The organism is Fundidesulfovibrio sp. YSD1 (assembly GCF_055397115.1).
Genome location: NZ_AP043666.1, coordinates 84,486 through 110,503 on the forward strand (window position 1 = coordinate 84,486; position 26,018 = coordinate 110,503).

Genomic DNA, 26,018 nt, shown 5'->3' on the forward strand with positions numbered 1-26,018 from the left:
CTCAGGCGCCCCTCTTTTTGGCCTTGTAGGACTTGTCCAACTGCAGGCAGAACATGCAACCGGAGCACATCTCCTCGTCCACGCGGACCGTGCCGCCTTCCTTGAGGAAGGCCGGGCAGGCCAGCTTGCCCAGCACGTCCAGGCAGCCTTCGGTGGTTTCCGACACCGTGGCCACCTGGGGCTTCTGCTTCTTGCTCACGCGGCGCTCGTGGATCACGCAGGGGTCGCGCAGGATGAGCACGCGCGGTCCCTTGAGCTCCTTCATCTCCTCCAGGGCCTTTTTCGTGGCCTTGTGGTTCAGGGGGCTCAGGGCCTTGACGTGCTCGATGCCGCAGGCGCGCACGAGGGGCTCGATCTCCACCCGGCGCTCGTTGGGGCCGATGGCGGTCTGGTCCACGCCCGGGTGGGGCTGGTGGCCGGTCATGGCCGTGGTGCGGTTGTCCAGGACCACCACCAGGATGTCGTGGGCGTTGTACACGGCGTTGACCAGGCCGGTGATGCCCGAATGGAAGAAGGTGGAGTCGCCGATGAAGGCGATGGTCGTCTTGCCCGAAGCCGTGGCGAACCCGGACCCGGTGGAGACGCTCGACCCCATGCACACGAGGAAGTCCGCCGCCGAGAGGGGCGGCAGCAGGCCCAGGGTGTAGCAGCCGATGTCAGAGGAGTAGAAAGCGTCGTTGCCGAAGACCTCGCGCACGGTGAAGTAGCTGGCGCGGTGCGAGCAGCCGGCGCAGAGGTTGGGCGGGCGCATGGCCAGCCCCTGCTCCGGGGCGCAGTGGTCCACGGTGCGGGCCTGGCGGCCGAGGGCTCCGCGCAGGGCCTGGCGGACCATGTCCGTGGAGTATTCGCCCCACAGGGGCAGCACCTGGCTCTTGCCCAGCACCTCGAGCGTGACGCCCTCGCGCTGGACGAGCGCGCGCACGTGCTCCTCCACCAGCGGGTCCAGCTCCTCGATGACCAGGACCTTCTTCAGGCCCTTGAGGAACGAGAGGATCAGCCCGTCCGGGGTGGGGTAGCTGAAGCCCAGCTCCAGCACCTTGACCGCGCCCTCCAGGCCCTCCTCGAGCAGGGCGTCTTTCAAGTAGCAGCGGCTCACGCCCGAGGCGATCACGCCCACGTCGCCCTCGCCGGAGACCTTGTTCCAGGGCGAGCGGTCGGCCTCCTTGCGGATGGCGGAGAGCCTGTCGAGCAGCTGGCGATGGTGCACGCGCGAGTGCGCCGGGATGGGCACGTACTGCTGGAGGTTGCGCGTAAACGGCTTGCTGGGCTTCTCGGCGGGCAGGCTCCCCAGGGTCACGGGGCCGCGCACGTGGTTGACGCGCGTGGTGGTGCGCAGGAGCACGGGCTGGCCGGTGCGCGTGGCCAGGTGCAGCGCGTCGCGGGCCATGTCCTTGCATTCCTGGGCCGTGGCGGGCTCGAAACAGGGCAGCCCGGCCAGGCGGGCGTAGTGGCGGTTGTCCTGCTCGTTCTGGCTGGAGTGGCAGCCTGGGTCGTCCGCCGAGAGCAGCACCAGCCCGCCCGGGGCCGTGATGTAGGTCAGCGTGAGCAGCGGGTCGGCCGCCACGTTCACGCCCACGTGCTTCATGGTCACCAGGGTGGGCAGGCCGGCCAGGGCCGCTCCGGCCCCGACCTCCAGCGCCACCTTCTCGTTGACGGAATACTCGAAGATGTAGTCGCCCTCGGACTTCAGGCGGAAGAACGTGTCCGGGACCTCGGAGGAGGGCGTGCCCGGGTAGCAGCTCACGAAACCGACGCCGCCCTCGAGGGCTCCGCGAACGATGGCCTCGTTGCCAAGCAGCAGGAGCGTCTCGCCCGGGGTGTCGGCCAGCAGGGGGCTAGGCATGGAATGAAACCTCGCGCTTTATTGCATCTTGGCCTTGATCTCGTCGATCTTGGCCTCGTAGAAGGACTTGCTGCCGCCGTTGGCGGAGTTCTTCATCAGCTCGTAGGCGGCCAGCGCCTCCTTCCAGGCCTTGGCCTCCTCGGCCACGGCGCCCAGCTGGCGGGCCACGATGGGCTGCATGGCCTTGGGGGCCTTGGGCAGGAAGTCCGAGAGGATGGAGACCGCCTTGGGCAGCTCGCCTGCCTGGGCCAGGGCGGTGGCCTGGCCGATCACGGCCAGCTCGCGCATGCCGTCGGGGCCGGAAACGGCCAGCTGGTTCCAGGCGTCGGCGGCTTTGGCGAAGGCGCGCTGGTCCAGGGCGGTGCGGGCGGTTTCGAGGAGCGCCGCGCCCTTGATGGAATCCGGGGCGGTCTTGAGGAAGGCCTCCAGGGCGCTCAGGCGCTCGGGGCCGGTCTTCTCGGCGATGATCGCGCCGAGCTCGTTCTCGGCCTTGGCCAGGGACTGCTTGGCCAGGGCCTTGTACCAGGCGATCCCGGCCAGGAGCAGCAGCGCCGCGACCACGCCAGCCGCCGCGACGCGCCAGTACTGGGAAACAAAACGGGCCAGGGGGGTCATCTGCTCGGGACGCTCGAAGGTGATGTCTGCCATTGTGTGCCGCTGTTTTTGTTTGGAAGGTTGAAAAAAAACCGCCGCCAGGGGCGGAGGTCTGAGCCGAAAGACGTCACATCTATACCCAAAGCGCAGCCCCTGTCAAAAGGCTCTCGTTGACGCGGGCGCTCGCGCGGGGCTATCATTACTTTTTAGCGATCATCCGGAGGACGCATGAGCATCGAGCAGCAGATGAAGGCGCTGGCGGCGCAGGCCAAGGAGGCTTCCAGGCTGATGGCCAAGGCCCCCGGAGCGGCCAAGGACAAGGCCCTGGCCAACCTGGCCGGGCTCCTCGAATCGCGCGCGGACTTCGTCGCCGCCGCCAACGCCAAGGACGTCTCGGCCGCCGAGGCGGCCGGCATGGACAAGGCCAAGCTCGACCGCCTGCGCCTGACCCCCAAGGTCCTGGCCTCCATGGCCAAGGCCTGCCTGGACATCGCGGCCCAGCCCGACCCCGTGGGCGCCATCGAGACCATGTGGCAGCGCCCCAACGGGCTCATGGTCGGCAAGATGCGCATCCCCCTGGGCGTCGTCTGCATGATCTACGAATCGCGCCCCAACGTCACCGTGGATTCGGCCATCCTTTGCCTGAAGGCGGGCAACGCCGTGGTGCTGCGCGGCGGGTCCGAGGCTTTCCATTCCAACATGGCCCTGGCCGAGCTCCTGAGCCAGGCCCTGGAGGACGCCGGACTGCCCGGGACGGCCGTGCGCCTGGCCCCCACCACCGACCGCGCCGCGGTGGCCGCCCTGTGCAAGCTCGACGAATACATCGACGTGATGATCCCGCGCGGGGGCGAGGGGCTGATCCGCTCCGTGGTGGCCGCCGCCACCATGCCCGTGCTCAAGCACTACAAGGGCGTGTGCCACCTCTTCGTGGACGAGGAGGCCGACTTCGAGCAGGCCGTGGCCATCGCGGACAACGCCAAGTGCCAGCGCCCGGGCGTGTGCAACGCCCTGGAGTGCCTGCTGGTGCACGAGAAGTCGGCCAAGGCCTTTTTGCCCATGGTCGCCGCCGCGCTCGGGGGCAGGGGCGTGGAGTTCCGGGCCTGCCCGGTGTCGCTGCCGCTCCTTGGGCCCACGGCCAAGCCCGCCAGCGAGGCCGACTGGGGCTACGAATTTCTCGACTACGTGCTGGCCGTGCGCGTGGTGAAGGACATGGACCAGGCGCTTACGCACATAGCGGACTACGGCTCCAACCACACCGAGTGCATCCTGACCCGCGACCACTCCCGGGCCATGCGCTTTTTGCGCGAGGCCGACGCCTCCATGGTGGGCGTGAACTGTTCCACGCGCTTCAACGACGGGGGCGAGCTCGGCCTCGGCGCGGAGATCGGCATCAGCACCTCCAAGCTGCACGCCTACGGCCCCATGGGCGTACGCGAGCTGACCAGCCTGAAGTTCGTGGTGCTGGGCCAGGGGCAGGTGAGGGCCTAGTGCCCCGGGCGCGTGAGTCCCGGGCGGCGCGGTGAGCCTGCGCCTGGGCATCCTGGGGGGCTCGTTCAACCCCGTGCACGTGGCCCACGTCCGCTTGGCCGTGGAGATGGCCGAGGCCCTCTCGCTGGACCGCGTGGAGCTCATCCCGGCGGCCAGGCCGCCGCACAAGCCCGGGGAGGGCATGCTGCCCTTCGAGCTTCGGGCCGCGCTTCTGGGGAAGGCCGTGGAGGGCCTGGATTTTCTTTCGGTCAACCTCATGGAGGCCGAGCGCCCCGGTCCCTCCTACACCTGGGACACGCTCACGGAGCTCTCCCGCGCCCGGCCCGGCGCGGACATCCATTTCATAATGGGGTCGAGCGACCTGATGAGCCTGCACCTGTGGCGAAACGGGCTCAGGCTCTGCGAGCTGGCCAGCCTGGCCGTGGCCACGCGCGAGACCCTGGGCCGCGAGGAGGTCCGCGCCTACCTGGCCGAGCGCCCGGAGATGGGCGCCGAGGCCCACGGGCCGGGCGCCTGGCGCTTCCCCTCGGGCAGGCGCCTGGAACTGGTGGAAATCCCCCGGCTTGACATCAGCGCCTCCTTTATTAGAGACCGCTTCCGGCGCGGGGCGAACCTGCGCTTCCTCGTCCCTCCCGGGGTCGAGGACGAACTGTGCCGCCAGAGGGACCGCGTGCTCGAGATCTGGTCCTGACAAGGCGTCATCCCGAAAAGGTGCACGAGTGAATCAGATCCTTGGCGGCCGCAGATTCGCGGCCGCATGCTGTACGGCCATCTTCCTGGCGGCGTGTTCGCTGCCCCTGGGCTCCCAGTTGCTGGGCATTTCCCCCCACGGCAAGCTGGCCGAGGCCACGGGCTCGCCCTTCCCGGAATTCGAATGGTCCAGGCAGTCCTTCAGGGCCATGGGCAAGTCCCTGGCCGACGGCTGGCTGGAGAAGAACTTTCCCTACCGGGGCGAGCTGATCCGCTGGTACAACTACGCCTCGGCCACGCTTTTCGGCTCGCTTGCCAACAACTCCCCCGTGGTGGTGGGCAAGGAAGGCTGGCTCTTCCTCTCGCGCGACCGGTCGCTGAACGTGCTCGAGGAGCACCGCGCCGTCACTCCCCTGACCGAGGCCCAGGTGGCCTCCGTGGCCGCCAAGTTCCAGGCCAGGGCCGACTGGTGCGCCGAGCGCGGCATCAGGTACCTGGTGGCCGTGGCCCCCAACAAGGAGAGCATCTACCCCGAGCACCTGCCCGACGAATACGCCCAGGTGGGTCCGGTCTCCAGGATGGACCAGATCATGGCCCACATCCGGGAGAAGACCAGGCTCGACGTCCTGGACCTGCGCCCGGCCCTCATGGAGGCCAAGAAGGGCAGGCAGGTGTTCTACGCCACGGACAGCCACTGGAACGCCTACGGCGCCTTCCCCGCCTACCGGGCGATCATCGAGCGCCTGGGCAAGGACTTCCCGGCCCTTACGCCCATGAACGCCTCGGATTTCTTCTTCCAGGAGTTCACGTTCCTCGGCGGCGACCTCTCCTACATGGTCGGCGTGGAGGACCTCATCACGGAAAAGAAGGTCTACATGATCCCCAAGTCGCCCCTGCGCGCCAGGGGCGTGAGCGTGGGAACCTTCAAGACCGGCTACAGCCAGCCCGCCCAGGGTTCGGAAAGGCCCGGCGCGGGCCTGCCCAAGGCCGTGGTCTTCCACGACTCCTTTTTCTGGGAGATAGCCGGCTTCCTGGGCGAGCACTTCAGCAGGGCCGTGTACGTGTGGGTCAAGCCCGGCCTGGACGGCGCCGAGAGCATCTTCGACAAGGAACTCATCGAGGCCGAGAAGCCCGACGTGGTGGTGGAGCAGGTCGCCGAGCGCTTCTTCCTGCCCGTGGTGCAGAAGGGCGCCGGACAGGGGGCAGCCCAGTGAAGCGCATCCTTCTGACCTTCTTCGTCATTGCCCTCATGGCTTCGCCCGTTCGCGGGGCTGGGGCCGACCCCTTCGAGGGCCTCTCCGGCGAACTGCACGTCGCGGGCGGCGACGTGGGCCTGGCCGCGGCCAGGGAGGCGGCGGAGCGGATCATGGCCGCGCACCCGCGCGTGAGCATCACCTTCTCCCTCACCGGGGCCGGCGTCGGGCTCAAATGGGTGCGCATGCGCCAGGCCGACATCGCCCTTTACGACCGCGACCCGTCGCTGGCCAAGGCCGCGCTGGACGTGCCCCTGGAGTTCGTGCCCTACGGCGTGGACCCCGTGGCCGTGGTGGTCAATCCCCTGAACCCCGTCACGTCGCTGACCGCCGCCCAGGCCTCGAGCCTTTTTTCCGGGGCCACCCGCTTCTGGAAGGACGCGGGCGGGCCCGGCAACGGCGAAGCGGTGGTGATCCCCATCTACATCGAGGCCTCGGAGGTCGAGGGTAAGCCCGGCACCATCCGGGACACCCTGAGCGTCTCCACCCAGGCCGCCATGCGCTTCATCCTGCTGCGCACCCGGGAGGCCCTTGGCGTGATGAGCGTCCGGGACCTGGACGCCACGGTCAAGCCCGTGGCCCTGGACGGCACGGCCGCAACCCTGGAGAACTTCCTCGCAGGGCGCTACAACGTCCACCGGGTGCTGCACATGGCCGCCATCGCCAACCGCTCCAAGCTGGCCCAGGCCTTCATCGACTACATGACGGGCCCCGAGGGCCAGGCCGCGCTCGTCCGGACCGGCTACGCCAAGCTTTCGGACAAGCCCGCGGCCAAGAGCGCGCTGCCCGTGGCCTTCCCCGAGCGCCTCCTGGGCGACCGGCGCTGACGCCCTTTACAACGCGCGAGAAAACCTTAAAATCCAGTCAAAACCCGAACCGGCGGACGACTACCTTGGACCTCCCCCCACTACTGATCCCCAGTGATCCCTCCGACGGCCATGCTTGAACTGCTCCTGGCCGTCTCCCTTGCCGTGCTCTTGTCCTTTTTCTGCTCCGTGAGCGAGGCCGTGCTCTATTCTCTACGCTGGAGCTGGATCGAACGCATGCGCGCCGAGGGCAAGCGCTCCGGCGAGATCCTCTACCAGATGCGCATGAACATCGAGAAACCCATCACCGCCATCCTCACCGTGAACACGGCCGCCTGCGCGGCCGGGGCGGCCATGGCCGGGGCCATCGCGGTGCAGGCCCTGGGCGAGCAGAACCTCGCGTACTTCACCTTCGTCTTCACCGTGATCATCCTGGCCTTCGGCGAGATACTGCCCAAGACCCTGGGCGTGGCCTACGCCAGGGCCCTGGGGCCGGTGATAGCCGGGCCGCTTCGCGTGATGGTGGCCGTGCTCTCGCCCGTGATCTGGGCCAGCGCGCTCCTCGTGAACCTGGTCAAGCCCAAGTCCAAGGGCCCCGACGCCACCGAGGAGGACATCCGGGCCGTGGTCAGGCTCACCAGCCGCGCGGGCAAGATCAACGCCCTGGAGGAGATGTCCATCTCCAACATCCTGTCCCTGGACACCAAGCACGTGCGCCAGGCCATGACCCCGCGCACCGTGGTCTTCTCGCTGCCCGCGGGCATGACCGTGGCCGAGGCCCGCGACGAGAACCCCCTCTGGCCCCACAGCCGGGTGCCCGTCTACGAACACGACGACCCCGAAAACATCGTGGGCATCGTCTACCGCCGCCAAGTGTTCGAGGCCCTGGCCAACGACCAGCACGGCGCGACACTGGCGAGCCTCATGAAGCCCGTCTCCTTCGTGATGGACTCCATGCCCCTGGACAAGGCGCTGATCCGCTTCATCGAGTCGCGCATGCACCTCTTTGTGGTGCTGGACGAATACGGCGGGGTGGGGGGCGTGATCACCCTCGAGGACGTGCTGGAGGAGATCCTGGGCAAGGAGATCGTGGACGAGACCGACGAAGTTCCGGACATGCGCGAGCTGGCCCGCATACGGCGGGAAAAGCTCCTGCGCAACCATTCGGACGGCTCCCGGGTAGAATCTCCTAAGTAAGATTTAATTGCACTTGCGCGCGGCCAAGGGTATACGCTGCCGGTGGAGTCGCGTGACGGCCCGAGGCTGCCTCCGGCCTGTCCGAAACGGCCCTCGCGACCCGAAGCAGACCCTTTCAGGCTGTTTTTGGCCGCGCCGCATTGACCGGGGGCAGGTTGCGGGGTATCTAGCGAAACGTTTCAAGGGGCCGCTGGGCGGCGGACCCATCTTCAGGAAGCATTCAGGAGACGCGATGGCTGGCAGCAAGAAGGGCGTGTACGCGGCGGCCGTGGCCCTGTTTCTCGGGGGGCTCGGCTGGCTCGTCTATTCCGGCCTGGACGAAGGCGCGGTCTACTTCCTCAACGTCAGGGAGGCCCTGGCCGTCCCGGCGGACAAGCTGGGCCAGGCCCGGCTCTTCGGCACCGTGGCCGAGGGGGGCATCGACAAGCCCGCCAGCGGCCTGGGCGTGAGCTTCACCCTCATGGACAAGGACGACTCCTCCAAGACCCTCAAGGTCGAGTACAAGGGCGTCGTGCCCGACACGTTCAAGCCCGGCGTGGAAGTCATCGTCGAGGGCAGCATGAACCCGTCCGCCAAGGCGTTCGGCGCGAGCACCCTCATGACCAAGTGCCCCTCCAAGTACCAGAAAGAGAACCGCAAAGAATCCCAGGGCTGAAAAAGCCGCGCAGCTAGCGCCCTGACAGGGAGGTCTTATGCATTTCGCCGCCCACTGGGCGCTTTTGTTGTCGCTTCTCGTCGCCCTCGTGCTCTCCGGGCTGGCCGCCTGGCAGCTCTGGAACCGCGACGCGGACAGGCTCTCCTGGCTGGAGGGCGGGCAAAGCCTGCTTTTCTCGGTCTTCACGGCCGTTTCCGTGGTGCTCTTCGTCGCGCTCTACAAGCGCGACTTCTCCTATGAATACGTGGCAGGCTACACCGACTCGGTGCTGCCCGTGTTCTACGCCATCACGGCCTTCTGGGCCGGGCAGGCCGGGTCGTTTCTCTTCTGGGCCTGGATGACGGCGCTCTTCGGCCTCGTCTTCTCCATGACCAAGGGCTACGCCAGGCTCGCGCCCGAGACCAAGACCGCCTTCTGGATGTTCTTTCTCGCCGTGGAGGCCTTCTTCCTCATCGTTCTCACCGGGCCCACCAACCCCTTCCTCAAGCTGGTGCCCGCGCCGCCGGACGGCAAGGGGCTCAATCCGCTGCTCCAGAACCCGGGCATGATCTTCCACCCGCCGCTTCTCTTCCTGGGCTACGCCGGTTTCGCCGTGCCCGGGTGCCTGGCCCTGGCCTCCTGGATGACCGGGGACCGCTCCTCGTGGCTGAAGAACACCCGGGCCATCACCCTGGTCTCCTGGGTCATGCTCACCTCGGGCATCATCCTGGGCTGCTGGTGGGCCTACATGGAGCTGGGCTGGGGCGGCTACTGGGCCTGGGACCCGGTGGAGAACGCCTCGCTCATCCCCTGGTTCTCGGCCACGGCGGCCATCCACACGGCCGTGGTGGAGACCAGGCGCGACGCGCTCAAGCGCACCAACGTCATCCTCATGGCCCTGACCCTGGTGCTCTGCTTCTTCGCCACCTACCTGGTGCGCAGCGGCGTGATCGAATCGCTGCACGCCTTCGGCGAGGGCGGCGTGAGCAGGCCGCTCCTGGTGTTCATCCTCACCGGGCTGGCCCTGACGCTGCTGATCGCCTTCACCGGCGCTCCGGCCGCGCCGTCCAGGCCCATGTCCGGGCTGGTCTCGCTGCCGGGCATGCTCCTGGCCCTGGCCTGGCTCATGCTCACCTGCGCCGTGGTGGTCTTCCTCGGCACCATGTGGCCGGTGATCTCCAAGCTCTGGAGCGCCAACACCGTGGGCCTGGACGCCAACTTCTACAACCGCGTCTGCAACCCGCTCTTCGTGCTGGTGGGCGTGATCCTGGCCTTCTGCCCCTGGCTCTCCTGGAAGGACGGTCTGCGCAACCCGCGCTGGGCCGCCGTGGCCCTGGCTGTGATGCTGGCCTCGGCCGGGGCATTCTACGCCATGGGCTACCGCAACCCCGTGGCCCTGGTGGGCATGTCCTCGGGCGTGTCCTCCCTGGTCAGCCTGGCGGCCGTGCTGGCCACGTCCAAGGCCTCGCGCGGGCTCAAGGGCGGTCTCGGCGCGTGGCTGCTGCACGCGGGCCTGGCCCTGGTCCTGGTGGGCGTGGCCTTTTCCGGGCCGTACCAGCAGTCCAAGGAGGCCGTGGTCTCGCCGGGCGAGTCCATCGAGCTCGACGGCTACGTCCTGACCTACAAGGGCGTCGAGGAGTTCTCCACCGCCGGTTACGGCGGCGGCAGGGCGACCATCTCCGTGACCCGGGACGGCAAGCCCGTGGGCGAGATGACCCCGGAGCGGCGCATCTACAAGAACTTCCCCCAGCCCTTCGCCGAGGTCTCCGTGATCCCGTCGCTGGGCAAGGAGCTCTATTCCACGCTTCTGGCCTTCGCCCCGGACAAGAGCGCCAGCGTCAAGGTGAGCGTGAACCCCCTGGTGAACTGGTTCTGGATCGGCGGCACGCTCATGTGTCTGGCCGGTTTCGCCTGCATCCCGCGCGGGCAGGGCAGGGAGGACTAGCGTGACGGACGGCCGCGCCCAGGCCGCGCCCCCGCGCGGACTCCGTCCGTGCGCGCGGGCGTGCCCTCCCGCTCCCCTGAACCCCACTCAGGCGCGCGGACGGCGTGTGCGCCCCCTCCCGGAGCTGCCGCGCGCGGCCGCTCCAGGGGCCTCGCATGCTTAGGCTTTCCGGCGTGGCCAAGTTCTACGGGGACCGGCTGGTCTTCAAGGGCGTGGACCTCGTCCTCGAACCCGGACGCACGCTCATGGTGGTCGGGGCCAACGGCGCTGGCAAGTCCACGCTTCTGCGGGTCATGGCCGGGCTGTCCAAGCCTTCGGCCGGCAAGGTGGAGAGCACGCTTTCGCGCGGGCAGATGGCCTACCTCGGGCACCAGACGTTTCTCTACGCCGAGGCCACGGCCATGGAGAACCTGCGCTTCTGGACCGGGCTCTACGGCCTGCGCCTGCACGACGACGACCTGAACGCCGCGCTTTCCCGCGTGGGCCTCGGGCGCTTCGCCTTCGAGCGCGCCGGGCACTTCTCGCGCGGCATGGCCCAGCGGCTGAACCTGGCGCGCGTGTTCTGCATCGCGCCAAGGCTCCTCTTCCTGGACGAGCCCGACACCGGCCTGGACGAGGCCTCCACGCGCATCCTGCACGAGGAGATCGAACGCGCCGGGAAAGGGGAGCGCTCCGTGGTCTGGGTCAGCCACCACCTCTCGCGCGACCTGCCCCGGGCCGACGACGTCCTCTATCTGGAGAAGGGCCGTAGCGCGTATCTGGGGCCGGTTTCCGGCTTCGACGCCGCGGTCATGGCCGGAGCTTCGGCATGCTGATCTTCGCGCGCCACGTCGCGTGCAGCCGCGCCCTTGCGCGCCGGACGGAGGGCTCATGCTGAGCGCCGCCCTGCGCATCGCCTCCAAGGACCTGCGCCTGTGCCTGCGCGGGGCCCAGGGCCTGGCCCAGACCGCGCTCCTGGGGCTTCTGGTGATCTTCGTGTTCAGCCTCTCGCGCAGGCCCGGCGAGGAGGTCCCGGCGCTTGCCGCCGCCGCCATCTTCTGGCTTTCCACGCTGTTCTCCCAGGTGCTGGTCTACAGCGGCCTCTACGCCCTGGAGGAGAACAACGGCGCGCGCCTCGGGCTCGCCATGGCCCCGGTGCAGCCCCAGGCCGTGTGGCTGGGCAAGGCCATGGCCGGGATGGCCCTGGTGTTCGTCTGCCAGGCGGTCTTCGCCGTTGCCGTTGCCGCCTTCCTGGGCCAGGGGGTGGAGGGCTCGCCGCTTTTGGGGCTTTCCTGCGTGCTGCTCGTGGACCTGGGGCTCGCGGCGCTCGGTTCGCTCATGGGCGCGCTGGCCTCGGGCAGGACCGCGCGCGAATCGCTGTTGACCGTGATCTTCTTCCCGCTCATCATCCCTGTGCTCCTGGCCGGGATCAGGGTGACGGAAGGGGTCATCCTGGGAAGCGAGGCCGGGCTCGACTGGCTGGGCCTGGCGGCGGCGTTCGCGGCCGTTTTCTCGGCCGCCGCGCTGGTGCTCTTTCCCTACATCTACACAGGCGAGGAATAGCATGACCGCCGTTCTCGCGGCCCTGGCCGCCGTGGCCCTTGCCGCCTCCCAATGGCTCATCTGGGTGCACGCCCCCGTGGAGCAGACCATGGGCGTGGTGCAGAAGATCTTCTACATCCACATGCCCATGGCCGTGTGGGCCATGGTCAGCTTCGCGGTGGTCTTCGCGGCCTCCGTGCTTCTTCTGGTGAAGAAGGACAACAAGTGGGACCGCCTGGCCGGGGCGGCCTGCGAACTGGGCGTGGTCTTCTCCGGCCTGGCCCTGGTCACGGGCTCGCTGTGGGGCAAGCCCATCTGGAACGTCTGGTGGACCTGGGACCCCAGGCTGACCACCACGCTCATCATGTGGTTCGTCTACGCCGCCTACCTCGTCCTGCGCCAGAGCGGGGCAGGGGGCGAGCGCGGCCCGGTGGTGCGCGCGGCGCTGGGCGTCGTGGCCTTCCTGGACGTTCCGCTGGTGTTTCTGTCCGCGCGCAAGTGGCGCTCCATCCACCCCACCGTCTTCGGACAGCAGGGCGGGGGGCTGGAGCCCGAGATGCTCACGGCGCTCCTGGCCAGCATGTTCGCGGTGGGGCTCTTCTGGGCGGCGCTTCTTCTCTTGCGCACGCGCCAGTTGGGCCAGGGCGCGGCCATCCGGCACGTATTCCTGCATCAAACGAGGTGAATGACCCATGGGCAACCAGACCTACCTGCTCGCCGCCAACATCGTGGTGTGGCTCGGGCTCTGCGGGTACCTGGCCTTCGTGGCCTCCCGGCAGAAGCACTTGGAACGCCGCCTGAAACAACTGGAAACGCTCAATGACGACTGATAGCGCTACCCGCACGCCAAGCAAGCTGGTCCTGGCGGTTCTGTTCGCCGGGCTCGTGGCCATGTTCGCCTGGTCCTTCGCCTACCGCGCGGCCCACCCGTCGCTCATCGCCACCGTGGAACCCTCCGCCGGTCAGGCCGGGGGCATGCCCGGAGGCGGGGCCATGAACGCCGTGATGTCCGCCATGAGCAAGCTCCAGGCCAACCCCGAGGACGTGGGAGCCCTGGAGGAGGCCGCCGAGGCCTTCGCCCAGGCCGAGATGTGGGACAAGGCCCTGCCGCTCCTGGAGCGCGCCCACGCCAAGGACCCCAAGGAGATGCACGTGCTGAACCTCCTGGGCGTGACGCTCTTCAGGCTGGAGCGGCCCTCGGAGGCGGCCAAGCAGTTCGAGAAGATGATCGAGATCGACCCGGACAACTACCAGGCCCGCTTCAACCTGGGCGCGGTGGTCAAGCACGGCCTGCAGGACCCCGAGGGTGCGAAGAAGCACTTCGAGGCCGTGCTGGCCAACCCCAAGGCCGACCCGGGCACCAAGGCCCAGGCCAAGCAGGAGATGGAGCCCGGCCAATAGTCCGCCATTTTTTCTCGTCCGTCCGCACAGGGCGGCGGCTCGTCCGCTTGTTTGGACGCCGCCGCCCGTTTTTTTTGCATTTCCGTTTCATTTTCCGCACGCGCCGATCCATGCGGGAACCCGACTGTTTCAGTTCTGGCGCGGCCCCGCGCAGCTTGTTTCGCACAGCGGAACGTTACGGGAGCGTTGCATTTTCTCCCGCGTTCGATAAAGACAGTTTTGGGGATTTTCCGGGCATTTCCCGGTTCCGTGAATCCCCTTCCAAGCTCACCGTCGAGGCCAAGCGCCCGCCGGGCGCTACCCGTAACCCTTTTCTCGGAGGTAAGGCAGGCATGAACTTCAAACGTGGCCTGGTCATGGCGCTCGCCATGGCCGCATTCCTCGCCGTGGGCACCCTGGCCCAGGCTGCCGACGTGATCAAGATCGCCGTCCCCTCGCCCTTCACCGGCCCCGCCGCCGGCTACGGCGACAACGTCAAGGCCGGCGTGGCCATGAAGGTCGAGGAAGTCAACGCCAAGGGCGGCGTGAACGGCAAGAAGATCGAGGCCGTCTACTTCGACGAGCAGTGCGATCCCAAGGAAGCCGCCACCGTGGGCACCAAGATCGCGGGCGACAAGGACCTCGTGGCCATCGTGGGCCACCTCTGCTCCGGCGCCCACCTGGCCGCGCTGCCCAACTACATCCGCGCCGGCGTGGCCGCCCTGTCCCCCACGGCCACCAACGTGACCATTTCGGACAAGAACAAGGACGCCAAGGGCGCGGTGTGGAGCTTCCGCAACGTGTACCGCGACGACTTCCAGGGCACCTTCCTGGCCGACTACATCGCCAAGGTGCTGGGGCTCAAGAAGGTCGCCATCTTCTTCGCCAACTCCGACTACGGCATCGGCCTGAAGGACGCCTTCACCAAGCAGGCCAAGGCCGTGGGCCTCGAGATCGTGGGCGAGGAAGCCTACAAGGAAGGCTCGCAGGACTTCACCCCGCAGCTGACCAAGCTCAAGGCCGCCGCTCCCCAGGCCATCTTCATCTCCGGCTACTACAACGAAGGCGCGCTCATCGCCGACCAGGCCAAGAAGCTGGGCATCAACGTGCCCAAGTTCGGCGCCGACGGCCTGGACAACGCCGACTTCATCAAGCTGGCCGGCCCCGCCGCGGACGACACCTACCTGACCACCCCGTTCCAGGCCGAGACCGCCACCGCCGAGGCCAAGGCCTTCGTGGACGCCTACAAGGCCAAGTACAACCGCGATGTTGACTGGATGAGCGCCAACGCGTATGACGCCGCCGGGATCATCATCGAGGCCATCGCCAAGGTCGGCCCGGATCGCGCCAAGGTCCGCGAGTACCTGGCCTCGATCAACTCCAAGGAGAAGGCCTACAAGGGCATCACCGGCCTGACCTACTTCAACGAGAAGGGCGACACCACGAAGCCCGCCTACGTGAAGGTGGTCAAGGGCGGCAAGTTCGTCCCCGCCGAAAAGCAGATGACGAACTAGCCCCGCAAGAAGATAACCGCTACGAAACAGGCTGGATGACCGTCCAGCCTGTTTCGTTTCCTTCCGGATGATCACAAGACGCCCGCGACGGAAATCCTTCCGGCCGCGTCCGCGCAGCCAAAACCGGGTTCGGAGAAGGCCGTGTTCGAACAACAACTTTTCAATGGACTGACCCTGGGGCTCATCTACGCGCTGATCGCGGTGGGCTACACCATGGTCTACGGCGTGATCGAACTGATCAACTTCGCCCACGGCGAGGTGTACATGTTCGGGGCGTTTCTGTGCGTAACCCTGATCAACGTCCTGGGCGTACCGCTGGTGGCGGCCATCCCCCTGGCCATGGGCTGCTGCGCGCTCATGGGCATGTCCATCGACAAGATCGCCTACAAGCCGCTGCGCAAGGCCCCGAGACTGGCGGCGCTGATCACGGCCATCGGCGTCTCGATCTTCCTGCAGAACATCGCCATGATCATCTGGAACTCGCGCCCCGTGCCCTTCCCCAGGGCCGCCGTGCCGGCCGTGTTCGGCGAGGCGGTGCTGACCCTGGGCAGCGTGAGCGTCACGGGCCTGCAACTCTTCATCTACGCCGTGACCATCGCCATGATGGTCGGGCTCACGCTCATCATCAACAAGACCCGCATCGGCACGGCCATGCGCGCCCTGGCCCAGAACCCGGTCAGCGCGGCGCTCATGGGCATCAACGTCAACCGCGTCATCGCCTTCACCTTCGCCCTGGGATCGAGCCTGGGCGGGCTGGCCGGAATCCTGGTGGCCATGTACTACAGCACGCTTTCTGCCACCATGGGCTACAACGCGGGCGTCAAGGCCTTCGCGGCCGCCGTGCTCGGCGGCATCGGCTCCGTGCCCGGGGCCATGCTCGGCGGCGTGGTGCTGGGCATCGCGGAGACGCTCGGCGCGGGCTACGTGTCCTCGCAGTACCGCGACGGGCTGGGCTACGCGGTGATGATCGCGGTGATCCTGCTTCGGCCCTCGGGCATCCTCGGCAAGAGCGTGACCCAGAAGGCCTAGGGGGAAGGACATGAACGGCAACAAGAATCTCATCAAGCTCCTCGGACTGGCCGTGCTGCTGGCCCTGCCGCTCGCGCCCTTCATCGACCAGTACGTGCTGCACGTGCTGGTGCTGATCATGGTCTACGCGGTGCTGGCCATGGGCCTGAACGTCCTGCCCGGCTTCTGCGACCTCCTGGACCTGGGCTACGTGGGCTTCTACGGCATCGGAGCGTACACGGCGGGCATCCTCTCGCTGAACCACGACGTGAGCTTCTGGCTCATCCTGCCCGGGGCCGTGGCCCTCGGCGCGCTGTGCGGGCTTCTGCGTGGAGCCCCCACTCTCAGGCTCTCGGGCGACTACTTCGCCATCGTGACCTTCGGCTTCACCGAGCTGGTGGTGCTCTTCCTCACCAACGAGATCTGGCTCACGCGCGGGCCCCTGGGCATGCCCGGCATCCCGCCCATCGCGCTCAGCCTGGAGTGGCTGGGCATCGACTGGCGCTACGATTTCCTGAACGAAACCCCGTACTACTACCTGGGGCTTCTCATGCTGGCCTTCGTCTACGCGGTGATGTGCCGCGTGGAGGACTCGCGCCTGGGCCGGGCCTGGCTGGCCATCAAGGAGGACCCCCTGGCCGCGGCCAGCTGCGGCGTGAACCTGATGGCCTACAAGTCCGTGGCCTTCGCCTTCTCCGCCGGGGTGGGCGCGCTGGCCGGCTGCTTCATGGCCCAGTGGTCGATGTTTCTGGCCCCGGACGTGTTCAAGTTCTGGGAGTCCTTCCTCGTGTTGTGCATGATCGTGCTCGGCGGCCTCGGCAACATCCGGGGCGCGGTGGTCGGCGCCGTGGTGCTGGTGGCCCTGGGCGAGGTGCTGCGCGTGGCGCTGCCCAAGCTGGGCCTGCCCACGGAGACGCGCTTCCTGGCCTACGGCCTGATCATGATCCTCATCATGCGCTTCAAGCCCGGCGGGTTCTTCCCCACCATCGCCGCCGTGAGCAAGAAGAGCAGGCTCATTCTGGACCTCAAGGCGCGGCTTCAGGCCGAGAGGGCGGGCTAAGGCATGGATACCATTCTCAAGATAGACGGCGTGAGCATGCGCTTCGGGGGGCTCATGGCCCTCTCGGACGTGAGCTTCGAGGTGCAGAAGGGCCGCATCCTGGGGCTCATCGGCCCCAACGGCGCGGGCAAGACCACCATGTTCAACTGCATCGCGGGCATCTACAAGCCCACGGAAGGGGCCATCGTCTTCCCCAAGGACGGCTCGCCCACGGACGTGAGCGGCTCGCGCCCCGAGCAGATGACCCAGATGGGCGTTGCCCGCACCTTCCAGAACATCCGGCTCTTCGGGTCGCTGCCCGTGCTGGACAACGTGCGCATCGGCAGGCACTGCCGGGCCTCCTCGGGCTTCTGGGGCGCGGTGTTCAGGAGCTCCTCCCAGCGCGCCGAGGAAAAGCGCCTGGTGGAGCAGTCGCTCGAATACCTGGACTTCGTGGGCCTCAAGCAGAAGGCCCTGGACCTCTCGAGCTCGCTCTCCTACGGCGACCAGCGCCGCCTGGAGATCGCGCGCGCCCTGGCCACCGAGCCCAAGCTCCTCCTGCTCGACGAGCCCGCCGCGGGCATGAACCCCCAGGAGACCGCGTCGCTGGTGGACCTCATCCATGCGATCATGAAAAAGGACATCACCGTGGTGCTCATCGAGCACGACATGAAGCTGGTCATGACCATCTGCGAACACATCGTCGTGCTGGACCACGGGGTCAAGATCGCCGAGGGCGGCCCGCGCGAGATCAGGGAGAACCCGGAGGTCATCGAGGCCTACCTGGGCAGGGGAGCGGCACATGCTTAGCCTGAGCGCCATCCATACCTATTACGGCTCGATCCACGCGCTCAAGGGCGTGACGCTCACCGTGAACCAGGGCGAGATCGTCACCCTCATCGGGGCCAACGGCGCGGGCAAGACCACCACGCTCATGAGCATCTCCGGCGTGACCCAGCCCCGCCAGGGCACGGTGGAGTTTTTGGGCGAGGACATCACCAAGCTCTCCACGGAGAAGATCGTGGCGCGCGGCATCACCCAGGTGCCCGAAGGGCGCATGATCTTCCCCAGGCTCACCGTGCGCGAGAACCTGCTCATGGGCGCGTACCTGAGGGACGACAAGGACGGGATCAAGGCCGACGAGGAGAAGGTCTACGAGCTCTTCCCCAAGATGCGCGAGCGCATGAAGCAGCACGGCGGCACGCTCTCCGGCGGTGAACAGCAGATGCTTGCAATCGGCCGCGCGCTCATGGCAAGACCGAAGGTGCTTCTGCTGGACGAGCCGAGCCTCGGCCTTGCGCCCATCGTCGTCGAGAACATTTTCGAGATCATCCAGCGCATCAACAAGGAGGGCGTGACCATCCTGCTCGTGGAGCAGAACGCGCAGATGGCCCTGCACATCGCCCACCGCGGATACGTGCTGGAGACCGGCGTGGTCACTTTGGAAGGACCCGCCAAGGACCTTCTGGAAAACCCGAAGGTGCGCTCGGCGTACCTTGGACTGGATTAATCCGCCTGCGGAGGGCGTATGGACGACAAGATCATCGGTCTGGGCCTCACTTTCGACGACGTTTTGCTGATCCCCGCCTACTCGGAGGTCCTGCCCGACCAGGTGGACGTCTCCACCTGGCTCACCCCTGAAATCCGGCTGAACATCCCGCTTCTTTCTGCGGCCATGGACACCGTCACCGAGTCGCGCATGGCCATCTCCATGGCCCGCAACGGCGGGGCGGGCGTGGTCCACAAGAACATGCCCATCGCCCAGCAGAAGCTCGAGGTCGAGAAGGTCAAGAAGAGCGAGTCGGGCATGATCATCGACCCCGTGACCGTGCACCCGGACATGACTGTGGCCGCCGCCCTCAAGGTCATGGCCGAGTTCTCCATCTCGGGCCTGCCCGTGGTGGAGAACGACGGGCTGGTGGGCATCGTCACCAACCGCGACGTGCGCTTCGTGGACGACGACGTGACCAAGGTCCGCGACGTGATGACCAGCAAGAACCTGGTCACCGTGCCCGTGGGCACTCCGCTGGAGATCGCCAAGGAGCACCTGCACGAGCACCGCATCGAGAAGCTCCTGGTGGTGGACGAGAACAAGAAGCTGCGCGGGCTGATCACCATCAAGGACATCGACAAGATCCAGAAGTACCCCAACGCCTGCAAGGACCCCCTGGGCCGCCTGCGCGTGGGCGGAGCCGTTGGAGTGGGCGCCGGGCGCGAGCAGCGCATCGAGGCCCTGATCGAGGCCGGGTGCGACTTCATCGTGCTTGATTCGGCCCACGGCCATACGAAGAACATCATCTCCGCCGTGGCCGCCATCCGCGCCGACTTCCCCAAGGTTCAGATCGTGGCCGGCAACGTGGGCACCTACGACGGGGCCAAGGCGCTCATCAAGGCCGGGGCCGACGCCGTGAAGGTGGGCATCGGGCCCGGCTCCATCTGCACCACGCGCATCGTCGCGGGCGTGGGCGTGCCGCAGATCACGGCCATCATGGAGGCCGTGCGCGCCTGCCGCGAGGCCGGAAAGTGCTGCATCGCCGACGGCGGCATCAAGTTCTCCGGCGACGTGGTCAAGGCCATCGCCGCCGGGGCCGACACGGTGATGATGGGCTCCATGTTCGCTGGCACCGAGGAGAGCCCGGGCGAGACCATCCTCTACCAGGGCCGCACCTACAAGATCTACCGGGGCATGGGCTCCATCGACGCCATGCGCGAGGGCAGCGCGGACCGCTACTCCCAGGACAACAAGTCCAAGAAGCTGGTCCCCGAGGGCATCGTGGGCCGCGTGCCCTTCAAGGGCGCGGTGTCCGAGTCCATCTACCAGCTGGTGGGCGGCCTGCGCTCCGGCATGGGCTACGTGGGCGTCGGCAACATCAAGGACCTTCAGGAAAAGCCGCGTTTCACGCGCATCTCCCCGGCGGGCCTGCGCGAGTCCCACGTCCACGACGTCATCATCACCAAGGAATCCCCCAACTACAGGGTGGAGAGCTACTAAATGCAGCACAACGACACCGTCGTCATCCTGGACTACGGCTCCCAGTACACCCAACTCATCGCCCGGCGCGTGCGCGAGGCGGGCGTGTACTCGGAAATCCATCCCTGCACCATAAGCGCGGCCGAACTCGAGGCCATCGCGCCCAAGGCGGTGATCCTCTCCGGCGGCCCGGCCAGCGTGCGCGACTCCGACTCGCCCCAGCTGGACATGGCCGTGCTTAAGCTCGGCGTGCCCGTGCTCGGCATCTGCTACGGCATGCAGCTCCTGGCCCACACGCTCAAGGGCGGCGAAGTGGCCGCGGCCAAGGAGCGCGAGTACGGCCGGGCGGAACTCACCGTCACGGGAAAAAGCCCGCTCCTCGAGGGCGTGGAGGCCGGGGTAGGCCGCACGGTGTGGATGTCCCACGGCGACCACGTTGTGAAGGTGCCCGACGGGTTCGAGGTCATCGCCATGACCCAGAGCGTGGAGGCCGCCGCCATGCAGGACCTCTCGCGCAACGTCTTCGCGCTCCAGTTCCACCCCGAGGTGGCCCACACCGAGGACGGCGTGACGATCCTGAACAACTTCCTGTTCAAGATCGCCAAGGTCGGCACGGGCTGGACCATGGCCAGCTACGTCGAGTCCGAGATCGCGGCGCTGCGCGAGAAGATCGGCGAGGACCAGGTGGTCTGCGCGCTCTCCGGCGGCGTGGACTCCACAGTGGTGGCGGTGCTCCTGCACAAGGCCATCGGCAAGCGCCTGCACTGCATCTTCGTGGACAACGGGGTGCTCCGCCTGAACGAGGGCGAGGAGGTGGTCAACTACCTGCGCGAGCACTTCGACCTGAACCTCAAGTACGTCAAGGCGCAAGACCGCTTCCTCTCGCAGCTCGAAGGCGTCGAGGACCCGGAGCGCAAGCGCAAGATCATCGGCCACACCTTCATCGAGGTCTTCGAGGAAGAGGCCAAGGCCATCCCGGGCGTGAAGTGGCTGGCCCAGGGCACCCTCTACCCGGACGTGATCGAGTCCGTGAGCTTCAAGGGCGGCCCCAGCGTGGTCATCAAGAGCCACCACAACGTGGGCGGCCTGCCCGAGAAGATGGACCTCAAGCTGGTGGAGCCCCTGCGCGAGCTCTTCAAGGACGAGGTGCGCAAGGTGGCCTACGAGCTGGGCCTGCCCGAGTCCATCATCTGGCGCCACCCCTTCCCGGGGCCGGGCCTGGCCATCCGCATCATCGGGGCCATCACCCGCGAGCGCCTGGACATCCTGCGCAAGGCCGACAAGATCGTGCAGGCCGAGCTTCTGGCCTCGGACTGGTACCGCAAGGTCTGGCAGGGATTCGCCGTGCTCCTGCCGCTCAAGACCGTGGGCGTCATGGGCGACGACCGCACCTACGAGAACGTCTGCGCGCTACGCATCGTGGACTCGCTGGACGCCATGACCGCCGACTGGTCCCGCGTGCCCACGGACATCCTGGCGCGCATCTCCAACCGCATCATCAACGAAGTGAAGGGCATCAACAGGGTGGTTCTGGACATCTCGTCCAAACCGCCCGCGACCATCGAATGGGAGTAAGCGCATGTTCGGCATCGGCTCCACCGAGCTCGTCATCATCCTGATCGTGGCGCTTGTCCTGATCGGGCCGTCGAAGCTTCCCGACCTCATGAAGTCGCTGGGCAAGGGCATTTCGGAGTTCAGGCGCATGAGCACGGACGTGAAGTCCACGCTCGAGCGCGAAATCGAAAAGGCCGACGAGGCCAAGCGCGTCGAGGAGACCAAGAAGGAGCTCTTCGGCGACGGCGAAGACAAGGCCGAGGCCAAGCCGGAAGCCCCCAAGGCCGAAGGCGCGCCCGAGGCCAAGGCCCAGGACGCCGCGGAGCAGGCGCAGCCCGCCCCCGCGCAGGAAGCCAAGGCCCAGGCCGAGGCCCCCAAGGGCGGCGACAAGCCCCAAGCCCAGGAAAAGAGCCATGCGTAAGGCCCAGATCACCCGCGTCACCAAGGAGACCTCCATCGAGCTGGAGCTCGACCTGGACGGCTCCGGGCAGGCCGAAGTCTCCACCGGAGTGGGCTTCGCCGACCACATGCTCACGCTTTTGGCCTTCTGGTCGGGCTTCGACCTGAAGGTCTTCTGCAAGGGCGACCTGCACGTGGACGCCCACCACACCCTGGAGGACGTGGGGCTCTGCCTTGGCCAGGCCCTCTCCGACGCGCTGGGCGACAAGAGCGGCATCAACCGCGTGGGCCACGCCCGCTTCCCCCTGGACGAGGCGCTGTCCGAATCCGTGGTGGACCTTTCCGGGCGCGCGTATCTGGTGTATGAGGACGACCTGCTCCCCGCCCAGGTGGCGGGCGAGGAGAAGGACGTCTGGCGGGAGTTCTTCAAATCCATGGCCTTCAAGGGCCAGATGAACCTGCACGTCCGCATGCTCTACGGCAAGAACGGACACCACCTGCTGGAGTCGGCCTTCAAGGCCGTGGGGGTGGCGTTGCGCCAGGCCGTGGGGCGCGAGCGGACCGGTGTGCCAAGCACCAAAGGGAGCCTAGGCTGATGCGCTTCAACCGCACCATCATCGTCCTCCTGGCCCTGTCGGCCCTTTTCGTCACAGCCTGTCAGCGCCGTCCCGCCGCGACGGACGCGCCCAAAATGAACCCCGAGCTGTCCCTGGCCGTGGCGCCCTTCACCGTGCCGGCCGAGCCCTGGGAGCTCATCGCCGGGTACCTGCCCGAGCGCGTGACGCCCCCCAGGCCCGACGCCCTGGCCACGCTGGACTCCATCCTGCTCGAGACCCTGGGCGCGTCCTCCAAGAACCGCAGCGTGGTCTCCGGGGCCGCCGCCGAGTCCTGCATGAAGGGCGTGCGCCGCCCGGCCGACGCCAACCGCCTGGCCACCCTCAAGTACTGGCAGGAAGTGGGCAAGTGCATGGGCGCGCAGTACCTGCTGGTGCCCATGGCCGCCCACTGGAAGGAGCGCGAAGGCTCCGCCGCAGGGTCCACCAGCCCGGCCTGGGTCATCCTGGACCTCTACCTGATCAACGTGAAGACCGGCGGCTTGGCCGGGCACTTCCACTATGATTACCAGCAGAAGGCGCTCACGGACAACATCCTGGAGGCCGACAAGTTCTTCAAGCGGCGCGGCCAGTGGGTCACGGCCGCTGACCTGGCCCGCGAGGGCATCGAGAAGGGCCTCAAGGAGATGGGCCTGTAGTAGGCCCCTGGCGTAAGCTTTCCCCAGACGAGCGAGACCACGGAGGATTTGGGCCTGTGATTCTCTACCCGGCCATCGACATCAAGAACGGACAGTGCGTCCGCCTGAAGCAGGGCCTGGCCGACCAGGTGACAGTCTTCGACCCCGATCCGGTCTCGGCCGCCGGGCACTGGCTGGACAGGGGCGCGAAAGCCCTGCACGTGGTCGACCTGGACGGGGCCTTCGACGGCCTGCCCGCCAACCGCGAGCTGGTGGCCGCCATCTGCGCCCGCGCCGGGGGCGTGCCCGTGCAACTCGGTGGCGGCATCCGCGACCTGGCCACGGCCAAGGCCTATGTGGAGGCGGGCGTGACGCGCCTGCTCATCGGCACCATGGCCCTGGCCGACCCGGACCTCTTCGGGGAGCTCTGCGCTGCCCTGCCGGGCAAGGTGGCCGTGTCGCTGGACGCCGACGGCGGCAGGCTCAAGACCAAGGGCTGGGTGGAGGATTCGGGGCTCACCGTGGACGACGTGCTGCCCCGGCTGGAAGCCCAGGGCGCGGCCTGCCTGATCTACACCGACATCAACCGCGACGGCATGCAGACCGGCGTGAACATCGAGGCCATGGCGTCGCTTCTGTCCAAAACGAAGCTACCCGTGATCGCGGCCGGGGGCGTGGCCACCATGGACGACCTGAAGGCCCTGGCTCCGTTGGCGAAGAAGGGCTTGGACGGAGTGATCAGCGGCCGGGCCATCTACACCGGCACGCTGGACTTCGACGAAGCCATGAAGTGGCTGGCGGCCCAGTAGCCCCGCCTGTCGCTCTCTGACGTTTCCGCGCCCGGCCCCCTGCGGCCGGGCGCTTTCGTTTTCGCGGCAAGACGGCCTGGGCCGGGGAAGGCGTTGGCAGGGCGGGGCCTGCGTGGTAGGATTTTTGGATACTGCTTGATCTGGAGTGAGACATGGCGACGAAGACCATCGAAGTCAAAGGCATGAGCTGCAACCACTGCGTCCAGGCCGTGACCAAGGCGCTGGCAGCGCTCGACGGCGTGGGCGAAGTGAAGGTGGACCTGCTCGGCGGGACCGCCACGTATGAAGAGAAGAAGCCCGTCGCCGAGGGCGACGTGAAGGCGGCCATCGAGCGCGTCGGGTTCACGGCCGGGAACTTCCGGTAGGAACGAGCCGGGCGTCCGGCCAGGGGGCCGCACTGCGCAGACCCCTCTGGCCGGACCGGACGGGCTGCCGCCGGGCGTAAAGAAGAGGAGACGGGAGTCCAGAGGGCGAAGCCCTTTGGCCGCCGGAGGCTGAACCCCATCATGCATTCTGACGCCGCCATGAACTGGCGCACCACGCAAAAGGTCCCTTCCAGCCTGAGCCTCGCGCATCAGTTCCTGCCGTGCATCCGCCCCGGTTTCCGGGTGCTGGACGTGGGCTGCGGCGAGGCCGGGGCGGGCGGGATCGTGGCCCTGCGCGGCGCGCGCTACGTGGGCCTGGACGTGAACCTGCCGAGCCTCGCGCGCGCCCGGGTCAGCCGGACGGTCGTGGCCGGGGAGGGCGCTTTCCTGCCCTTCAAGGCCCGCTCGTTCGATCTTGTGATGCTGCGCGCCGTGCTCACGGTGCTGCCGGAGCGCGAGGCCCTGCTGGCCGTGCTGCGCGAGGCTTTCCGGGTTTGCCGGGGCTCGGTGGGTGTGCAGGACTTCCTCCAGACGCCTCAGATCCCCTTGTACGCCGCGCGCTACCGCGAGGGCGAGGCCATGGGCAAGCCGCGCGGGGTGTTCCCCGTGAACGGGGAGTCCGGGCTTCTCTACTGGGCCAGGCACTTCACCCCGGAGGAGCTTCGGGGCCTGATGGACGAGGCGGGCGGCCGCGTCCGGGTGCTGGCAGAGGCGCCAGCGCCCACGCGAAGCGGCAACGTCATCCGGGGCGTGACCCTATTGGCCGATCCGAAGCAGGACCTTCCTGGCTCCGGGGCGTGAGGCCTCGGTGAAGGCGCGCGAGAAGTCGTCCAGGGGGTGCACGGACTGGATGAGCCCCGAGGGGTCCACGAGCCCTCGCGAGAGGTGGTCCAGGGCCAGGCGCAGGTCGCCGCAGCGCGAGCCCACGAGGGTGATCTCCCGCACCACCACGTCGGAGAGGTTGACGCTGGCCTTGGCCTCGGTGGTGGACTTGAGCACGACGGTCCCTTCCGGGCGCACCAGCTTGAGGGCCGTTTCCAGGCCCTGGGGGCTCCCCGTGGCCTCCACCACCATGTCGAAGGTCCCGAAGAGGTGCTGAGAGAGGCTGGTGCGCACCCCGTGGGCCTGGGCGATGGCCAGCTTTTCCGGGTGCTTGCCCGCCAGCACCAGCCCCGGGCAGAGGTGCCTGAGCCCCATGGCCACAAGTAGGCCGAGCTTGCCGTCGCCGAGCACCAGCAGGCGGTCCGTGGCCTTGATGTGCACCTGCTGGCCCACTTCCAGGGCCGCGGCCAGGGGTTCGGCGAACACGGCGGCCTCGTCGGCCAGGCCTTGCGGCACGAGGACCAGGTTGCGCACGGGCAGGAGCAGCCAGGTGGCGAACGCGCCGGGCCGGTTCAGGATGCCCAGCACGCTGCGGCCTTCGGTGTGCCGGTGGTCGCCGGGAGTGGGGCCGATGTTGATGTCCGCCACCACCCTGCGGCCCACGAGGTGCGTGGCCGAGGGGGCCTCCTCCACCACGCCCACGAATTCGTGCCCGGGCGTGCCCGAAAAGTTCATGTATCCCTTGAGGAGTTCTATGTCGGTGTTGCAGATGCCAGCCACGAGCACCCTGACCAGGGCCTCGTCCGGCCCGGGAGAGGGCCTGTCCTGCGGTTCGAGCGAGACGGAGCTGTTTGCGAAGACGACCCTGGGCATGTTCCCTCCTTCGATGCGCGGACGCTCCAGGCTGGTTTGCGCGCATGGTAGTCGGGGAGGGCGCGCTTGTCACCCGTGCCCG

Annotated in this window: 28 protein-coding genes; 25 read left to right on the top strand and 3 right to left on the bottom strand. The window is 67.6% G+C overall.

Going from position 1 to position 26,018, the window contains the following annotated elements; genetic code table 11:
• Position 1: 1 nt before the first annotated feature.
• Entirely contained in the window at positions 2–1,843 is a 1,842-nt protein-coding gene (gene iorA, locus ACZ5V4_RS00390; protein WP_464316201.1) for an indolepyruvate ferredoxin oxidoreductase subunit alpha, read from the bottom strand.
• An 18-nt stretch (positions 1,844–1,861) separates the two neighbouring features.
• On the bottom strand, positions 1,862–2,491 hold the full coding sequence (locus tag ACZ5V4_RS00395) for a tetratricopeptide repeat protein (RefSeq protein ID WP_464316202.1): 630 nt from the start codon (positions 2,489–2,491) through the stop codon (positions 1,862–1,864).
• A gap of 174 nt (positions 2,492–2,665) precedes the next feature.
• Between ACZ5V4_RS00395 and ACZ5V4_RS00400 the strand changes: the two genes are divergently transcribed.
• From ACZ5V4_RS00400 to ACZ5V4_RS00520, 25 genes are all read left to right on the top strand, one after another.
• Positions 2,666–3,925, top strand: a complete 1,260-nt coding sequence (locus ACZ5V4_RS00400) for a glutamate-5-semialdehyde dehydrogenase (protein ID WP_464316203.1) — start codon at positions 2,666–2,668, stop codon at positions 3,923–3,925.
• Positions 3,926–3,956: 31 nt separating this feature from the next.
• The gene (nadD, locus tag ACZ5V4_RS00405) at positions 3,957–4,616 is read left to right on the top strand and encodes a nicotinate (nicotinamide) nucleotide adenylyltransferase (RefSeq protein ID WP_464316204.1); all 660 of its coding nucleotides are present in this window, start codon (positions 3,957–3,959) and stop codon (positions 4,614–4,616) included.
• A gap of 28 nt (positions 4,617–4,644) precedes the next feature.
• Complete coding sequence (locus tag ACZ5V4_RS00410; protein ID WP_464316205.1) at positions 4,645–5,829, top strand: alginate O-acetyltransferase AlgX-related protein; 1,185 nt, start codon at positions 4,645–4,647, stop codon at positions 5,827–5,829.
• The gene (locus ACZ5V4_RS00415) at positions 5,826–6,695 is read left to right on the top strand and encodes a substrate-binding domain-containing protein (RefSeq protein WP_464316206.1); all 870 of its coding nucleotides are present in this window, start codon (positions 5,826–5,828) and stop codon (positions 6,693–6,695) included. The genes ACZ5V4_RS00410 and ACZ5V4_RS00415 overlap by 4 nt, the downstream gene beginning before the upstream one ends.
• A 111-nt stretch (positions 6,696–6,806) precedes the next feature.
• On the top strand, positions 6,807–7,871 hold the full coding sequence (locus ACZ5V4_RS00420) for a hemolysin family protein (RefSeq protein WP_464316207.1): 1,065 nt from the start codon (positions 6,807–6,809) through the stop codon (positions 7,869–7,871).
• 232 nt (positions 7,872–8,103) lie between these two features.
• Positions 8,104–8,526: a cytochrome c maturation protein CcmE gene (locus ACZ5V4_RS00425; RefSeq protein ID WP_464316208.1), complete on the top strand. Its 423-nt coding sequence runs from the start codon at positions 8,104–8,106 to the stop codon at positions 8,524–8,526.
• A gap of 37 nt (positions 8,527–8,563) precedes the next feature.
• On the top strand, positions 8,564–10,450 hold the full coding sequence (locus ACZ5V4_RS00430) for a heme lyase CcmF/NrfE family subunit (RefSeq protein ID WP_464316209.1): 1,887 nt from the start codon (positions 8,564–8,566) through the stop codon (positions 10,448–10,450).
• A 155-nt stretch (positions 10,451–10,605) separates the two neighbouring features.
• Entirely contained in the window at positions 10,606–11,265 is a 660-nt protein-coding gene (locus ACZ5V4_RS00435; protein WP_464316210.1) for an ABC transporter ATP-binding protein, read from the top strand.
• Between the two features lie 55 nt (positions 11,266–11,320).
• Positions 11,321–11,992: a heme exporter protein CcmB gene (locus tag ACZ5V4_RS00440; RefSeq protein ID WP_464316211.1), complete on the top strand. Its 672-nt coding sequence runs from the start codon at positions 11,321–11,323 to the stop codon at positions 11,990–11,992.
• Between the two features lies 1 nt (position 11,993).
• Complete coding sequence (gene ccsA, locus ACZ5V4_RS00445; protein WP_464316212.1) at positions 11,994–12,656, top strand: cytochrome c biogenesis protein CcsA; 663 nt, start codon at positions 11,994–11,996, stop codon at positions 12,654–12,656.
• A gap of 7 nt (positions 12,657–12,663) precedes the next feature.
• Positions 12,664–12,801 carry a CcmD family protein gene (locus ACZ5V4_RS00450; RefSeq protein ID WP_464316213.1) on the top strand — a complete coding sequence of 46 codons (138 nt, stop codon included), beginning with the start codon at positions 12,664–12,666 and terminating at the stop codon, positions 12,799–12,801.
• Complete coding sequence (locus tag ACZ5V4_RS00455; RefSeq protein ID WP_464316214.1) at positions 12,791–13,372, top strand: tetratricopeptide repeat protein; 582 nt, start codon at positions 12,791–12,793, stop codon at positions 13,370–13,372. Before ACZ5V4_RS00450 ends, ACZ5V4_RS00455 begins: the two co-directional genes overlap by 11 nt.
• 332 nt (positions 13,373–13,704) lie before the next feature.
• Positions 13,705–14,865, top strand: coding sequence for an ABC transporter substrate-binding protein (locus tag ACZ5V4_RS00460; RefSeq protein WP_464316215.1), 1,161 nt, complete (start codon positions 13,705–13,707; stop codon positions 14,863–14,865).
• Between the two features lie 141 nt (positions 14,866–15,006).
• Entirely contained in the window at positions 15,007–15,894 is an 888-nt protein-coding gene (locus ACZ5V4_RS00465) for a branched-chain amino acid ABC transporter permease (RefSeq protein WP_464316216.1), read from the top strand.
• Positions 15,895–15,904: 10 nt separating this feature from the next.
• A complete protein-coding gene (locus ACZ5V4_RS00470) occupies positions 15,905–16,933 on the top strand; it encodes a branched-chain amino acid ABC transporter permease (RefSeq protein WP_464316217.1) in 1,029 nt (342 codons plus the stop codon).
• 3 nt (positions 16,934–16,936) lie between these two features.
• Complete coding sequence (locus tag ACZ5V4_RS00475) at positions 16,937–17,722, top strand: ABC transporter ATP-binding protein (protein WP_464316218.1); 786 nt, start codon at positions 16,937–16,939, stop codon at positions 17,720–17,722.
• On the top strand, positions 17,715–18,422 hold the full coding sequence (locus tag ACZ5V4_RS00480) for an ABC transporter ATP-binding protein (RefSeq protein ID WP_464316219.1): 708 nt from the start codon (positions 17,715–17,717) through the stop codon (positions 18,420–18,422). Before ACZ5V4_RS00475 ends, ACZ5V4_RS00480 begins: the two co-directional genes overlap by 8 nt.
• A gap of 18 nt (positions 18,423–18,440) precedes the next feature.
• The gene (gene guaB / locus ACZ5V4_RS00485; RefSeq protein WP_464316220.1) at positions 18,441–19,904 is read left to right on the top strand and encodes an IMP dehydrogenase; all 1,464 of its coding nucleotides are present in this window, start codon (positions 18,441–18,443) and stop codon (positions 19,902–19,904) included.
• On the top strand, positions 19,905–21,458 hold the full coding sequence (gene guaA / locus ACZ5V4_RS00490; protein WP_464316221.1) for a glutamine-hydrolyzing GMP synthase: 1,554 nt from the start codon (positions 19,905–19,907) through the stop codon (positions 21,456–21,458).
• Positions 21,459–21,462: 4 nt separating this feature from the next.
• On the top strand, positions 21,463–21,858 hold the full coding sequence (tatB, locus tag ACZ5V4_RS00495) for a Sec-independent protein translocase protein TatB (RefSeq protein WP_464316222.1): 396 nt from the start codon (positions 21,463–21,465) through the stop codon (positions 21,856–21,858).
• Entirely contained in the window at positions 21,851–22,432 is a 582-nt protein-coding gene (hisB, locus tag ACZ5V4_RS00500; RefSeq protein ID WP_464316223.1) for an imidazoleglycerol-phosphate dehydratase HisB, read from the top strand. Before tatB ends, hisB begins: the two co-directional genes overlap by 8 nt.
• Positions 22,432–23,088: a hypothetical protein gene (locus ACZ5V4_RS00505; RefSeq protein ID WP_464316224.1), complete on the top strand. Its 657-nt coding sequence runs from the start codon at positions 22,432–22,434 to the stop codon at positions 23,086–23,088. The genes hisB and ACZ5V4_RS00505 overlap by 1 nt, the downstream gene beginning before the upstream one ends.
• A 56-nt stretch (positions 23,089–23,144) precedes the next feature.
• Positions 23,145–23,876, top strand: a complete 732-nt coding sequence (hisA, locus tag ACZ5V4_RS00510; RefSeq protein WP_464316225.1) for a 1-(5-phosphoribosyl)-5-[(5-phosphoribosylamino)methylideneamino]imidazole-4-carboxamide isomerase — start codon at positions 23,145–23,147, stop codon at positions 23,874–23,876.
• A 152-nt stretch (positions 23,877–24,028) separates the two neighbouring features.
• Positions 24,029–24,241 (top strand): heavy-metal-associated domain-containing protein, encoded by a 213-nt coding sequence (locus ACZ5V4_RS00515; protein WP_464316226.1) that lies wholly within the window; start codon positions 24,029–24,031, stop codon positions 24,239–24,241.
• 141 nt (positions 24,242–24,382) lie between these two features.
• Positions 24,383–25,042: a class I SAM-dependent methyltransferase gene (locus tag ACZ5V4_RS00520; RefSeq protein ID WP_464316227.1), complete on the top strand. Its 660-nt coding sequence runs from the start codon at positions 24,383–24,385 to the stop codon at positions 25,040–25,042.
• On the opposite strand, the gene ACZ5V4_RS00525 is transcribed toward ACZ5V4_RS00520, so the two are convergent.
• Positions 24,998–25,936, bottom strand: coding sequence for an MDR/zinc-dependent alcohol dehydrogenase-like family protein (locus ACZ5V4_RS00525; RefSeq protein WP_464316228.1), 939 nt, complete (start codon positions 25,934–25,936; stop codon positions 24,998–25,000). The two genes, ACZ5V4_RS00520 and ACZ5V4_RS00525, sit on opposite strands and share 45 nt — an antisense overlap.
• Positions 25,937–26,018 lie beyond the last annotated feature (82 nt).